Source organism: Pirellulales bacterium (assembly GCA_035533075.1).
Lineage (GTDB): Bacteria > Planctomycetota > Planctomycetia > Pirellulales > JAICIG01 > DASSFG01.
In genome coordinates, this window is the sequence record DATLUO010000189.1 from 1 (window position 1) to 13,674 (window position 13,674).

Annotated in this window: 16 protein-coding genes; 8 read left to right on the forward strand and 8 right to left on the reverse strand. The window is 63.3% G+C overall.

Annotated features, from left to right (window positions below; genetic code table 11):
* The 6 genes from VNH11_23245 to VNH11_23270 form a co-directional block, all read right to left on the reverse strand.
* The coding region (locus tag VNH11_23245) for a hypothetical protein (GenBank protein HVA49300.1) at nt 1–194 on the reverse strand (194 nt) is incomplete at its 3' end.
* Between the two features lie 306 nt (nt 195–500).
* Nucleotides 501–1,178 (reverse strand): AAA family ATPase, encoded by a 678-nt coding sequence (locus tag VNH11_23250; GenBank protein ID HVA49301.1) that lies wholly within the window; start codon nt 1,176–1,178, stop codon nt 501–503.
* A gap of 203 nt (nt 1,179–1,381) precedes the next feature.
* A complete protein-coding gene (locus tag VNH11_23255; protein HVA49302.1) occupies nt 1,382–1,696 on the reverse strand; it encodes a hypothetical protein in 315 nt (104 codons plus the stop codon).
* 44 nt (nt 1,697–1,740) lie between these two features.
* Nucleotides 1,741–2,532: a sulfite exporter TauE/SafE family protein gene (locus VNH11_23260; protein HVA49303.1), complete on the reverse strand. Its 792-nt coding sequence runs from the start codon at nt 2,530–2,532 to the stop codon at nt 1,741–1,743.
* A gap of 12 nt (nt 2,533–2,544) precedes the next feature.
* Nucleotides 2,545–2,706, reverse strand: coding sequence for a hypothetical protein (locus VNH11_23265; GenBank protein ID HVA49304.1), 162 nt, complete (start codon nt 2,704–2,706; stop codon nt 2,545–2,547).
* 7 nt (nt 2,707–2,713) lie between these two features.
* Complete coding sequence (locus tag VNH11_23270; protein ID HVA49305.1) at nt 2,714–3,709, reverse strand: DUF1080 domain-containing protein; 996 nt, start codon at nt 3,707–3,709, stop codon at nt 2,714–2,716.
* Between the two features lie 313 nt (nt 3,710–4,022).
* Here VNH11_23270 and VNH11_23275 point away from each other — a divergent pair, with 313 nt between their 5' ends.
* On the forward strand, nt 4,023–5,564 hold the full coding sequence (locus tag VNH11_23275) for a DUF4214 domain-containing protein (GenBank protein ID HVA49306.1): 1,542 nt from the start codon (nt 4,023–4,025) through the stop codon (nt 5,562–5,564).
* 189 nt (nt 5,565–5,753) lie between these two features.
* Here the strand turns inward: VNH11_23275 and VNH11_23280 are convergent, their stop codons facing one another.
* Nucleotides 5,754–6,047, reverse strand: coding sequence for a hypothetical protein (locus VNH11_23280; GenBank protein ID HVA49307.1), 294 nt, complete (start codon nt 6,045–6,047; stop codon nt 5,754–5,756).
* Nucleotides 6,048–6,418: 371 nt separating this feature from the next.
* On the opposite strand from VNH11_23280, the gene VNH11_23285 reads away from it, so the two are divergent.
* The 7 genes from VNH11_23285 to VNH11_23315 all read left to right on the forward strand — a co-directional run bounded on the left by VNH11_23285 (nt 6,419) and on the right by VNH11_23315 (nt 11,118).
* Entirely contained in the window at nt 6,419–7,651 is a 1,233-nt protein-coding gene (locus VNH11_23285; GenBank protein ID HVA49308.1) for an LL-diaminopimelate aminotransferase, read from the forward strand.
* Between the two features lie 9 nt (nt 7,652–7,660).
* Complete coding sequence (gene ribH / locus VNH11_23290) at nt 7,661–8,140, forward strand: 6,7-dimethyl-8-ribityllumazine synthase (protein ID HVA49309.1); 480 nt, start codon at nt 7,661–7,663, stop codon at nt 8,138–8,140.
* 104 nt (nt 8,141–8,244) lie between these two features.
* Nucleotides 8,245–8,652 (forward strand): transcription antitermination factor NusB, encoded by a 408-nt coding sequence (nusB, locus tag VNH11_23295; protein HVA49310.1) that lies wholly within the window; start codon nt 8,245–8,247, stop codon nt 8,650–8,652.
* A gap of 7 nt (nt 8,653–8,659) precedes the next feature.
* A complete protein-coding gene (gene ftsY, locus VNH11_23300) occupies nt 8,660–9,580 on the forward strand; it encodes a signal recognition particle-docking protein FtsY (GenBank protein ID HVA49311.1) in 921 nt (306 codons plus the stop codon).
* Between the two features lie 34 nt (nt 9,581–9,614).
* Nucleotides 9,615–9,866 (forward strand): DUF4236 domain-containing protein, encoded by a 252-nt coding sequence (locus VNH11_23305; GenBank protein HVA49312.1) that lies wholly within the window; start codon nt 9,615–9,617, stop codon nt 9,864–9,866.
* A gap of 39 nt (nt 9,867–9,905) precedes the next feature.
* The gene (locus VNH11_23310; GenBank protein HVA49313.1) at nt 9,906–10,241 is read left to right on the forward strand and encodes a hypothetical protein; all 336 of its coding nucleotides are present in this window, start codon (nt 9,906–9,908) and stop codon (nt 10,239–10,241) included.
* A 133-nt stretch (nt 10,242–10,374) separates the two neighbouring features.
* Nucleotides 10,375–11,118, forward strand: a complete 744-nt coding sequence (locus VNH11_23315; GenBank protein HVA49314.1) for a hypothetical protein — start codon at nt 10,375–10,377, stop codon at nt 11,116–11,118.
* A gap of 382 nt (nt 11,119–11,500) precedes the next feature.
* Here the strand turns inward: VNH11_23315 and VNH11_23320 are convergent, their stop codons facing one another.
* On the reverse strand, nt 11,501–13,222 hold the full coding sequence (locus tag VNH11_23320) for a response regulator (GenBank protein HVA49315.1): 1,722 nt from the start codon (nt 13,220–13,222) through the stop codon (nt 11,501–11,503).
* Between the last annotated feature and the right edge of the window lie 452 nt (nt 13,223–13,674).

Genomic DNA, 13,674 nt, shown 5'->3' on the forward strand with positions numbered 1-13,674 from the left:
TTGGCGACGGTGCCGCCGTCGAGGTCGTCGGCGGTGGTGTTGACCACGAGCTGGGCCGTGAGCAGCATGCGCCCTTCAAGCTGTTCCCAGCCGATGGCCCGAAATACGCCGGACCGCGGCGCGGACCTGCCCAATGTTTGACGATGCCCTTTTTTCCCGCTACGGCGCAACGAACGACGAAAGAGACGCTTCATGGCTCTGGCTCCCAGGTGGTCGGCTATTTTGTATCAGCCCCGTCCTTTCCGCCCGTCCCCCGTCATCACGGGGGGCACCTTACGATAACCAGCTTTTCGCCGGAAATCAATGAAATTACGGGCGCGCCCCATAAGAATACGAGCCAACGTGGAAAAACCTTACCGAAAGCGGTTTCGTAACGTTTGGCAAGCGGCCGGGCTTATCCGCCCCGGAGGACCGCCTGGAATACTTCCAGGGCCTTGCGTTCGCGGCGAAGCTTGCGGAGACGCCGTTTGCTGGGAGTGGAAGCGGTTTGCGGCACCGGCTCACTGTTTGGAAGGCTGCCAACCGTTTCCAAGACTGCCACGCTCGGCGGCGCGTCCCGCCGCGGTTCCACCTTCACGACGGCCGAATTTGGAAGGCTGCCAGACGACGACCAGGGCAATCCAACGCCGCGCCGCCAGCTCGGCCAACTTGTCGAACAAGGCGGCCAGTTCCTCGGCACGCGGGCCGGGCTGCCGCAGCCAACCGCGCAAATGGTCGACCACCACCAGCCGGCAATCGGCGATTTGGTCCAACGCGCTTTCCAGCTTGCCGATCACGGCCTCGGCCGGCGTAACACCTTCGGGCAGTTCAGCGTCGGCATTGATGAGGGCCACTCGCCGCGAATCGGCGCCGGCCGCCAACAGCCGTCCTTTGACGACCGGGTTCAGGCGCCGGTCGGACTGCGCGATCAGGACCGGGCCGGGGCGCGTGTCGCCCGCCACCGCCTCGGGCCAGGCTGCGCCGCTGGAGACCCGCGCGGCGAGGCCGGCGGCCAGCAGGCTTTTGCCGCTGCCGGCCTCTCCCGCCACGACGGTCACGTGGCCCACGGGAAGCCTATCGGGCCAAAGCAAGTGGATGTCGGTCCCGTCGATCTCGTCGAGACGCAGCAGTTCGCGGCGGGGCGCGGTCGGGTCGCCGGTCCGAGGCCGGCCGTCGTCGGAAAGAGATTCGCATGACATAGATTTGTCTGCAATTCTAGTAATGTTGAAATGTGTTCTTAGGTATACGATATATATGAACATGATGTCAATAGGCCCGTGGTGGCAATTTGGCAGCCGGCTTTAGCCGGGCTTCGGTCGCTTGCCACCAGCTTTAGCTGGTGGTTTGCGTCACCGAACCCGACCTCGGTAGCCGGCTTCAGCCGGGCTTCTCGGCCAGGGCTTTAGCCCTTGCCGGCAACAGGTCTCCGCTTGGCCGGGCAACTCGGCAACACGCCCTGGGCCAATTCGCAGGCCGGCCTGGCCGGCGCCGACCGCAAATCGACTTTCCATCGACGTTCCCTCGATGTTCTCGCGATCGCCGTGTAGTTGACCGCCAGCGCGCTCTCGGTCGGGCCGGTGCGGCTGACGGCGAATTCGCCGGCGTCGCCCCCTTTAGTGGCGTTGGCGCTCTCGGTGATGGTCACCGTCGGCGGCGGCTCTTTGTGAATCGCCGGCGTGGTGCTCGAAAGTCCATCATCGACAATCACACGGGTCATGCGTCGGTCCTCCTGCCCTCGTGATAGCCACTGACAGAACTTACTTAAAATAGCGCTCGGCCGAGCAGGCGCAGCCCCACCAGGCAGAGCGCCAGCGCCAACAAGCGCACGATCAGCGATCCTTGCAGACGGGTCGAGAGCGATGCCCCCAGCGGCGCTCCCATCATGACGCCGACGGCCAGATACATGGTCTGCGCCAGTCCGCGCTCGAACTCGCCCAGCGCCACGTGCGTCACCGTTGCCGTCAGAGCGATGAACGTCAGCACGAAATGCGAGGTGGCCGTGGCCGTGTGGGCGGGCATCCGCAAGGCCCGGATCAGGAACGGGACGTGGATGATTCCGCCTCCGATGCCGAGCAGGCTGGATAAGACGCCGATGTAGGCGCTGCCGACGGAGCCCACGAGCAGGCGGCGGTCGGGCAACCGGGCCGCGGCACCTGGCCCCAGCTCGCCTCCCACGCCCAGCGGACTGGCGAACAACAGCCCGCCGACGGCCAACAACAGCCCGCCAAAAATCGGATCGAACAGGCGGCGCGGCATCTCGTGAACCAGCCGCGTGCCGAGGACCGCGCCCGGCAGGCCGGCCAGCGTAAACAAAACGCCCGCCCGAAAGTCCACCCGGCCCATCCGCACGTAGGCGATCGTGCCGGAGTAGGCGTTGAAGAACACCACCGCCAGCGACATGGCGGTGATGGTCGCGGGCGATTCGTGGGGGAACAGCATCAACAGCGCGGGCACCAGAACCGATCCGCCGCCGGCGCCCACCAGTGTGCCGTAGGCCCCCACCAGCAGGCCCAAGGGGGCCAGCCGCATAAACTCGTGAAGTTCCGGCGTCATGGGGGCGATCGGCTAGATTTGATAGTCGTAGGGAGAGGCCGGGCGATCGGCAGGGCGGACATCGCCGGTTTTTGTCCCTCGCTCCGGCCAGAACCGGGTCACCAGCCAATACGTGATCCAACCCCAGCCGAGCGGCAGGAGGGCGGTCAACAGGATCAGCACGGCAAGCCGCATCGGGTTTTCACTTCGATGTTTCCAGCAACCAGATGTTGCGGAAGCGGACCGGGTTTCCGTGGTCCTGCAAGTAGAGCGGCCCCTTTTCCGCGCCTTCGGCCACCGGGGCCGCCGTGGTGGCGTGCGGCAATTCCACGTTGTCGTGAATCACCACGCCGTTGTGCCGCACCGTAATGCGGGCGTTCTTTTGCTTCTTGCCCGCACCGTCGAACTCGGCCGCCGTATAGTCGATATCGTAGGTCTGCCAAACCAGCGGCGGGTAGCAGAGGTTCGCGTCGCAGTCTTTCACCGAATAAATGCCGCCGCACTCGTTGTTCTTGCCGGCCAAGGCGAAGGAATCGAGAATCTGCACCTCGTAGCGGCCCTGCAAATAGCAGCCGCTGTTGCCCCGGCCCTGCCCGCGCGCTAGGGGCATGAACGGCGTGCGAAACTCCACGTGCAGCGAGCAGTCGCCGAACTTTTGCTTGCTGGTGGCCGGGGGGATCAACAGGCCGTCGTCGCTGACGCGGCCGTTTACCAGCGCGTCGGCGTTCCGGCCGTCGAAGAGCACCACGGCGCCCTCGGGCGGCTTCTGGCCCAGCGTCGGACTTTTGCGTTCGGTGCGGGACAACTTGCCCACCACATCGCCCTCGGGGGTGGTCATCGAGAGCGTGCCGTTCTCGATGCGGCCCAGTCCTTGCGGCTGCTCGAACAGCACCGCGCCGTTTTTCAGTTCGCCGTCGCCCTCATAGACTTCCTTGTTCCAGCCATCGCCGGGCAGACCGCCCAGATAGAGCACCGCGTGAAACTTTCCTTTGCCGAGAGCGATCACTCGGGCGCCGGTTTTCACCGCGCCCAGGCCCGTGTCCAGCTCGCCGACGTACTCGCCTTGCAGGGCGAAGTCGGGGTCCGCCGCGGCAGCCAGCGGGTTGTCGTAAGCCGGGTTATTGGCGTTGTCGGCCGCGCGAGCGGCTACGGCAACGAGAGGGAGCAACACAAGCGACAGCATGGCACGGCGGAACATTGAATTCTCCAGATCAATAAACGCTGCATTTTCTGGCTCCATCTTATCCAGGTCCAAGGCGGGTGCAAGCCGCGTGGCCCGCTTGCTCCGCCCGTAGCCCGCTTGCTCCGCAAGCGGAACAGCTTTCCCTGGCTTGACGACTTTCACCAAGGGACAGGCTTGCCCGTTGGCAACGCACATCCGCTTGCGGAGCAAGCGGGCTACGGGCTACGGCTTGCTTTTTCCGCACCCGCGATTAGCATTACGCGCAGGGCCTTTTTTGCCCTTTGCGTGTCGCAGTCGGGGCGCGGCACGGATCGTTGACCGGCTGGCAATGCTCACCATGTGCGGACTACGAAGACGGTTCGGTCGCGGCAGGCGCTCCACAAGAGCGTGTCGGGCCGAGGCATTGGAAGACCGGCGATTGCTGACGGGCGTCACCTATCAAGGCGGCCCGCTCATCCACAACGTGGCCGTCGAAACCGTCTTTCTTGGGCAGGCCTGGGCCACCGATTCCTCGCTTCAGCAAAACGCCGCCCAGATCGACCAGTTCTTCGCCTCGATCACCAACAGCAGTTTCATGGACCTGCTGGCCCAATACGGCACCCCGCAGGCCGGAGCCATCGGCCACGGATCGTACGTCGGCGAGTTCGACATCCCACAAGACGCCTGGCGCCGCTCGACCGTAGGCGACGGCACGATCCAAAGTGTGCTCAACTCCGAAATCGGTTCCGGCGCTCTCAGCGTGCCCGACGACAACCGCCTGCTGTTCGTCTTCACTCCGCCTGATGTCACCGTCTCGCAAGGTGGCACGCGCAGCAACGGCTACCCAACCGGGTTTGCCGGGTATCACAACAGCTTTGTCGCTTCCAACGGGCAACTCGTCCGGTATGCGGTCATTCCCGATCCGATCGGCAACGACCAGGTGGCCGGCCTGACCTCGTTTGCGCAGCAAACCGCGGCGGCCTCTCACGAGCTGGCTGAGTCGGTCACCGACCCCGACGGCACGAGCTGGTGGGACGCCAGCAACGACGCCACTTCGGGCTATGAAATCGGCGACTTCGCCGACCTGAACAGCAACGTAGTTTATCTGAACGGGTACGCGGTCGAGGAGCTCTGGTCGAACGCCGCCGGCGGGCTGGCTGCAGCGGCCGGCGCCAGCGACGTCCCCACGCCGATCACCACACCGCCCGTCAGTACTCCGCCGACGACCGGCGGCACGATCAACCCGCCCGTCGCTTCGGACCTCCCCGCGAACATCAGCAACGTGGCTGAGTCGCTCACGCACAGCGTCGAGTATTACACCACGTTCATCAACGCGGCCTTCGAGCACTACCTGGCGCGGCCCGCCGATTCCGCCGGGCTGAGCTATTGGGTGACGCAAATGCAGCTCGGCGCGACCGACGAGCAACTCGAAGCCGAGTTGCTCAGCTCGTCGGAATACGCGCAGCTTCAGGGCGGAACGGATGCCGCGTGGGTCATCGGAATGTACCTGGACCTGCTGGGCCGTCCCGCCGACGACGCCGGCCTGTCTTACTGGCTGGGCGAAATCCAGGCCGGCGTGAACCGCTACCAGATCGCGCTGGGCATCGCGACCAGTGCCGAGCGGGAGGCGATCGTGGTGGCAAGCGACTACCAGACGTTCCTCGGCCGGACGACCAGCTCGGCGGAAATCGCGTTCTGGGTGAGCCAGTTCGAGCAGGGCGCTCGCAACGAAGACCTGATTGCCGGCTTCATCTCGTCGGCCGAGTATTACAACGCGGCCAACAAAGGCCATTCCGATTCCGTCGCTTGGCTCGACAGCGTCTTTCAGGATCTGTTTCAGAGCACGCCCACCGCCGCGGATCTGGACCTCTGGCTGGCCCAATTGGGCTGAGCGCCGCCCTGTAGGGAACGGACTCCGTGCCGTTCCGTGAAGTGCGCAAAAAACCGCTCGATTCGCACTTTCCGGAACGGCACGGAGTCCGTTCCCTACAGAGGTGCGGAGCGCATAAAAAAGCCCGAGAACATCCTTCGACGTCTCGGGCTACTGCCTGGGCAGTGATGCTTCGTTTCGCTCGCTCGATCAATAACCCGTGCCCAAGATCTTGCGATCGGCCCGCCAGCTCGACGGCTGTCGGTTGCCGTTGTAGTTGGGCGAATACGAATAGCGCACTGCTGAACCATTGGCCGTCGTCGGCCCATAGGAATAACGACGGGTGGTGCTGGACTGGGCCGCCTGGCCCGTCGCACGCTGCGACACCGTTGCGGTGCCGCCGTAGGAATAGTAACGCGTCCGCCGTCCGCCGGCTTGCGCCCGCTCGGCAGTCGCCATGGCCAACACGGCAACCGCCACTGCCAGGAAGCAGAACTTCCTCATGACACACCTCCAAAAAAATTGACACACATTGCCTGGAGGGTCGCAGGCCGCCTGGACACCGCGACCACCAATATAAGAATAGCCTAGAACCACGCCCGCGGCTATCTCTCGGACAAGAAAAACCCCCTTCTGACAAAAACTTAAGCAACTTGCCGCCTGGCAGCATCAGTGATACCGTAGGGTGGGATCAGCGAGCTTTTGAGCCCCGTGAGCAAGGCGTTAGGCGATGGGCGTTAGGCTTTGGGCACAGAGTCACAACCGTGCCGTAACGCCCAATGCCTAACGCCTGACGCCTTCAACATGGTGGGCCGGCGCTCGCAAGCTCGCTCGCTCCCACCCTACGCGGAACCTCCTGTTTTCGATGCAACCCCATGAGCGACCCCTACTTCCAGTCTCTGTTCGCCGAGCGGATCGGCGGCGTCAACTACGGCAAAGGGACCGAAATCTACAAGTTCGAGAAGATCAAGCGTGCCAAGCGGAAGGCGCTGGCCGAGCACCCCGATCGCAAGCTGGTCGATTTTGGCATCGGCGAAAACGACGAACCGGCCGATGAATCGGTCCGTGCGGTGATGGCCGCCGAGATTCACAAGCCCGAAAACCGCGGTTATGCCGACAACGGCATCGCCGCCTTCAAAGAGGCGGCGGCCCGCTTCATGGAGCGGAATTTTGGAGTCAAGCTCGACCCCGTCAAGGAGGTGAATCACTCCATCGGCTCCAAGCCCGCGCTGGCGATGCTGCCGGCGGCCTTCATCAATCCGGGCGACATTGCGTTGATGACCGTGCCCGGCTACCCGGTGGCCGGCACGCACACCCGGTATTACGGGGGCGAAGTCTACCGCTTGCCGCTCTTGGCGGAGAACGATTTTTTCCCCGATCTCGACGCCGTGCCGGCCGACATCCGCCGCCGGGCGAAGCTGCTGGTGCTCAATTATCCCAACAGTCCGACCGGCAAGCCGGCCACCCGCGATTTTTACTCCCGCGTGATCGACTTCGCGCGCGCCAACCAGATCGTGGTGGTGCAAGACGCCGCTCACATCTTGCTGACCTATCAGGGCGGGCCGCTGAGCTTTTTGCAGGTGCCCGGCGCCAAAGAGGTGGGAGTCGAAGTCCATTCGCTCTCGAAGGGCTATCACATGATCGGCTGGCGGATGGGCTGGGTTTGCGGGCACGAGCGGATCGTGCAGGCGTTTGCCGACATCAAAGACAACAGCGATTCGGGCCAGTTCATCGCCATTCAGAAGGCGGCGGCCGCGGCGCTCGACAACGAGGCCATTCCCCGCCGCGTTCGCGAAAAATACCGCCGGCGACTGGAGAAGCTGGTGGCGGTGCTGGGCCGTTGCGGCTTTGCTTGCCGCATGCCGGGCGGCACCTATTTTCTTTACACCCGTGCGCCGCGCGGAGTGAGCGGCGGAGCGAGGTTCGAGACCGCCGAGGCGGCCAGCCAGCATCTGATCGCCGAACACTCGATTTGCACCGTGCCCTGGGACGATGCCGGAAACTTTTTGCGGTTCAGCGTCACCTATGAGGCGGCCGACGAAGCCGCCGAAGACGCGCTGATGCGCGAAACCGAAGAGCGACTCAAGAAGATCCGCTTGGAGTTTTAGGTCGTTGTCATGCCCAACATCTTCGAAGGCCGGCCAGTGGCGGGCGAAGGCCGCTTTTCTATTGTCGTCTCGCGCTATAATGAAACGATCACCTCGCGGTTGTTGAGTGGAGCGATCGAGACGCTCAAGGCCCACGGCGTGAGCGACGAGGCGATCGATGTGGCCTGGGTGCCCGGCGCCTTCGAGATTCCGCTCGTGGCGGCCAGGCAAGCCGGCAGCGGTCGTTACGCCGCGGTGCTGTGTTTGGGCGCGGTGATTCGCGGCGAAACGACGCACGACCAACACATCAATCGGGCGGTGAGCGGTGAATTGGCGCGGATCGGCGTCGAGAGCGACGTGCCGGTCTTGTTCGGATTGCTCACCTGCGATACGCTCGAACAGGCGATCCACCGGGCCGGCGGCAACGTAGGAAACAAAGGATCCGAATGCGCCCTCGCCGCGCTGCAGATGGTCGATCTGCTGAGAAACCTGGAGCAAGGAAGTGGTTAGTGATTAGTGGTTAGTGGATAGTGCGAACGACTGGCACTAACCCCAACCCCCAACCCCCAACCCCCAACCACTAACCACTAACCACTAACCACTAACCACTAACAATGTCCCGCCGCAGCCGAGCACGTGAAGTCGTGTTGCAGGTCCTCTTTCAGGACGACCTGAATCCGGGCGCCAACCCCGCCCGAGGCGATGAATTCCTGCGCGCCCGGCTGAAGAGCGACGAGCTGGTGAGCTTCGCGCAGTCGCTTGTGGCGGGCGTGCGGCGCAACCGCGCGGAGCTCGACGGCCTGTTGGACCGCATCGCCGACAATTGGAGCCTCGACCGCATGGCGGTCACCGACCGCAACGTGCTGCGGTTGGGCGCCTATGAAATCCTCTACGCCGACACGCCCGGCGCCGTGGCCATCAACGAAGCGGTGGAACTGGCCAAGCGGTTCGGCTCGGGCCAGTCGGCACAGTTTGTGAACGGAATCCTCGACCGGTTTTTGGAAAAGCAACGGGACACCTAGGACGAGCATGGGTTTCTTCGACAAAGTCAAGGCTGGCTTGCAAAAGACCAGCCGACTGCTGAACACCGACGTCCGCGACCTGTTCAAGAGCCAGGGCCGTTTGGTCGACGAGGCGTTTCTCGACGAGCTGCTGGTGATCCTGGTCAAGACCGACATGGGCGTGCAGTCGGCCCAGCAAATCGTGGCCGAGGTACAGAACGAATTCCGCGGCCGCGTGGTCGAACTGGCCGACGTTCTGGCAACCGTCAAAAAAAACCTGAAGAGCTTATTGGCGCAGGACGAGCAGCCGGTCCGTCTGGCGGCTGAGGGTCCGATGGTGATCATGGTGGCCGGAGTCAACGGGGCCGGCAAAACGACCTCCATCGCCAAGCTAACGCACCTCTTTACCTCGCAGGGCAAGCGCGTGGTGCTGGGCGCGGCCGACACTTTTCGCGCCGCCGCCGTCGAGCAGCTTACCGTCTGGGCCTCGCGGCTGGGGGCCGAGATCGTGAAGGGCGAATCGGGGGGCGATCCGGCCAGCGTGGCGCATCGTGCCGTGGCACGGGCCGTCGAAATCAAGGCTGACGTTTGTATTGTCGACACGGCCGGACGGTTGCAGACCCAGCAGAACTTGATGCAGCAGTTGACCAAGATCCACCGGGTGATCGGCAAGCAGGTTCCCGGAGCGCCTCACGAGGTCATTTTGGTGCTCGACGCCACGACCGGCCAGAACGGCATCAGTCAGGCGAAACATTTTACCGACGCGGTGCAGTGTACCGGCATCATGCTGGCCAAGATCGACGGCACGGCGAAGGGCGGCGTGATCGTGGCCATCCGTCAGCAAGTCGGCTTGCCGGTGAAGTACCTGGGCGTGGGCGAAAAGGCCGAGGACCTGGCGCCCTTCGTGCCCGACGAGTTCGTCGAGGCGATGTTTGCGGGAATGGCGTAGGGAACGCGGTCTGGTCTGCAACGAGGAGCCAAGCATGGGATGGTCATACCGAAAGAGTGCCAGCATTGGGCCGTTCAGAATCAATGTCAGCAAGTCGGGCGTCGGCTACTCGTTTGGCGGAAAAGGGTTCCGCACGGGTGTCAATGCACGCGGGCGACGCTACACGTCGATGAGCGTGCCCGGCACCGGCCTGCGGTACACCAAGAGCGGCGGCAAGGGAACGACCGGCTGCCTGCTGGTGCTGGTCGCGGTTGGCTGCGCGCTCGCATGCCTCGTGGTTGCGTAGGAGGGTTCAGGGTTCAGAGTTCAGGGTTCGGATAGGTTCTTGGCCAAAAAGCCGCGCTTTGAGGAGAAACCAAAAATGCCATCTCTCAGTTTTGTCCGGACAATACGCACCGCGACCTCGGAGCGTTTTTTGCTGGCCGTGAACGGCGTCGACTCCGCGGCGGCGCTCGACCTGCACTACCTGCCGAACAACGGCGTCGCGGCCACGCTGTGCGTTTTGGACAGCGGCGTCGGCGACGATCAGATCACCGACCTCATCGAACAAATCGACGAAGTTCTGCTCCCCGAGGTCAGCCGCGCCGAAGGTAACCTGCACTTCACGGTCGTCCGGGGGCGAGCCGTCGGCGACTTTGTTCCGCACGCGGCTGGCGATTGACATGCAGCCAACCGGGTTGCCGCACCTTGCCGACGGTTCTTCAAAAAAGAAAAGACCTCTCCGGGACGAATCCCGAAGAGGTCTTGTTCGTTCTGACCCCTGGTTGCTGCCCCTGAACAGTCAACCGTGTTAGTTGCGCTGTACCAACTTGCGGGTCGAGGCCATCGTGCGGTGGCCCTGGATCGAAGCCGACGGGTCGGTCACCGGAGCGGGCGGCATCGGGGCAGCTTCACCAGCGGCAGGAGCCGGAGCGGCACCGTCCGCCGGGGCGCCACAGCCGCCGGCGCAGCCACCGCAGCAGCTCGAACCACCGCAGCAGCTCGAACCGCAGCCGCCGTGGCAGCCCTTGTGCTTCTTGAACAGGTTGCTCAAGAAGCTGCAGCGCTTCGTCTTGCAGCAGTTCTCGCAGGGATTGCAGCAGCTCGCCTGCTCGCAGCAGGCGGGCTCACAGCAGGCCGGCTGCTCGCAGCAGGCGGGTTCGGCACAGGCCGTTTCGCAGCAGCTATTGCAGCAGCCCTTGTCGAACATTCCCCGCAAGCGGCCAAACAGCTTGCACTTGTGGCCGCAGCCGCTGTTGCAGCAGCTCGTCTCACAGCAGGCCGGCTCGCAGCAGGCGGGCTGCTCGCAGCAGGCCGGCTCGCAGCAGGCGGGCTGTTCGCAGCACGTCGGCTCGCAACAGCTCGTCTCACAGCACGACTGGCAGCAGCTTCCGCCGCGGCCCAGCATCCGGTTGAGCAGATCGAAGCCAAAGCTCTGGCTGCACAGACCCAGGCTGACAACGAGTGCTCCTACAAACATGTTCCATTTCATCGAGCAACGTCTCCTTTACATGGAACTGGGGCGGAACGCTTGTCCTTCACTATCGAGCAGGTCCTGATCGACACGTATCGCTCTTCTCTCGTTTTGGGAGGGATTGACTCCGTCGGGAGTTCGCTTTCGCCGTAGCGGCGGTGGCCGATGTCGCAAGTCACTCGTTAGCAGGTCAGCGTGGGTCGTATCCCGCAGTTCACAAGGTTATGGCTCCAGGGCCGTCGAACCATTCCTTGGCTCGATAACTACCGGGTCGGTTGCCTGGGGCTCCCCATACGCGCCGCGGTTAGCGGCCACGTACTTCCTCGTTGAGGGACAACTACCGTATCGGCTACCCTATCGGCAGCCCTTGAGAACACGGGACCAATTTTCGCCAAATCGCTTAGCTTTCCTATGGGGCGGACCTTGCCGCGCTCATAAGCTGGCAAAACCTTAAGGGCAAAATCGGCCTAGGCCTGCTCGACGGCGCGGCTGCGCACCACTTGCTCCACCGTCTCGAGCAACTGGTCGAGCCGGAACGGTTTATAGAGCACCGCGCCCGAAGGAAGTCCGGCCTGCCGCGCCTTGACGATCGAATGGCCGGGATCGTAGCCGAAACCGGTCATCAGCACCAAAGGAACGTGCTCCATGACCGTCTGCAACTTGATCATGAATTCGAAGCCCGTCATGTCGGGCAAGCGGATGTCGGCAATCACCACGTCGTAACTCTGGCCCGGACTTTGGTTGCGGACCATGAAGATGGCCTCGCCGCCGTCGTGCGCGGTTTCGACGACGCAGCCGTAACGTTCCAGCAGGTTATGGGCGGCGCCGCGCACCGAGTCGTCGGCATCGGCCACGAGCACCGTCAGGCCCCGCAACAGCGGCCGTTCGCTCATCTGGATCGCCTGCGGGTGGGCCTGGCTGGGGGCCATCTGTTGGCCCACCTTCTGGATCACCTGCTTGATATCGCGGGCATTGCGCAGAATGCGCTGCAATCGCTCGGCCACTTCAGGCTCGTGGCCGATGTAACGCTCCATAATATTGACCGCGTCGTTCAGAATGTCGTCGACCGGCAGGGCCACCGCGCTATGGATGGCCTCGACGCTTTCGGCGGCCGTGCTGGCCTTCTCGGCCACGAGCAACTCGAGGGTGTTCAGCGCCAGAGCCACGTCGCGGGTGAAAATCTCCAGGAATTGCAGGTCGCTTTCGCTGAAGGCATGCGGTTCGGGGCTTTCCACGTTGAACGTGCCGATCACTTCATCGTGCAGCATGAGCGGAACGGTGAGCGAGCTTTTTGCCCCGGCGGCGCCCGCCAGATAGAGCGGGTCTTCCGTGGTGTCTTCGCAAAGGTAACTCTTGCCGGTGGCGGCCACGAACCCCGTCACGCCGTTGTTCTGCGGCTGGGCATAGAGCACGCGGTTCGTGGCTTCGGGCATCAAACCCTCGGAAAGCAGCGGTTCCAGCTTGCCCGTCTTGGAGTCGAGCAGGCGAATTTCCACCACATTGAAATTGAGCAGGTCGCGGGTGTAGTGCAGAATATTCGACTTGAGCAGCTCGATTCGCTCTTCCACCGTCATGGCGAACAGTTCGTCGGGCGTAAGATTGGCCAGTTCGATGCCCGCCTGGTGAATGGCCGCCAGTTTCTGCTGCTGCAATTGCTCGGCCGTCACGTCTCGGATGGTGACCACCAGGTTTTTGGGCGGCCCGTCGTCGTTCTCTAGGAGCGGGGCCGCGTGGACGCGGTAATAGTGACTGTCGCTGGAGCGCAGGGTGGAGCTGCTGCCGCAGCCCGTCGCCAACGCCGTGTGAAAGGGGCAAAAGTCGGGACCCAGAATCTCCGGGCTGCCCAGCACGGTGTAAAAGTTGGCGCCGACCACGTTCTCGCGGCTGGTCCACTCTTTCAAACGGCCGTTGCCCCAGAGAATGGTGTTGTCGCTGTCGAGCAGGACCACCCCGTCCGGCATTCCCTGCAAAATGCGTTCATTCTGCAACAGCTTGCCAATCTGCAAAGCTTCGTGGATGTGCTCGCCATCGATGTAGATGGCCGCAAATTCGTCACGCGCCAACTTGGCCAGCGCGCGAATGGGGCCCTGCACGCACACCAACTCGTACATTTCGCCAAGCGGCGAAATGCGCGGATCGTGGGAGTCGCGCGATCGGGAGACGTAGAGCAGTTTGGGTTTCGACGACAAGCTCGTCAACTCCAGCTTGGGCTCCGGGCTACCGCTGCATTATAGAGAGGACCACAAACGGGAACAACCGGCCCGGCGTGTGGCCCCGTCTTTTCCATCGGTTGGCTGGCCGCGGGTCGTTCAGCGCCGTGACCAATATTGGAGACAAGCATCGCGTTCGAGTCGGCCGGACTCTGTCGAGCTTGGCAATCATGCTCAATGTGCCCAAGGACCCGCCTATGCGTGACGGGCGGCAATCCGAGCGCGTGCCGCCTCTGGAAAACCGATGAGCGTAGGGTGGGAGTGAGCGAGCTTGCGAGCGCCGGCCCACCGGTGATTTTGGATTTTGGATTTTCGATTGGCGGAATCCAAAATCCAAAATCCAAAATCCAAAATTGCGCCGACGGTGGGCCGGCGCTCGCAAGCTCGCCGGCCCACCCTATCTCCTTTCAACCTGGGTAACGCCTTCCGCC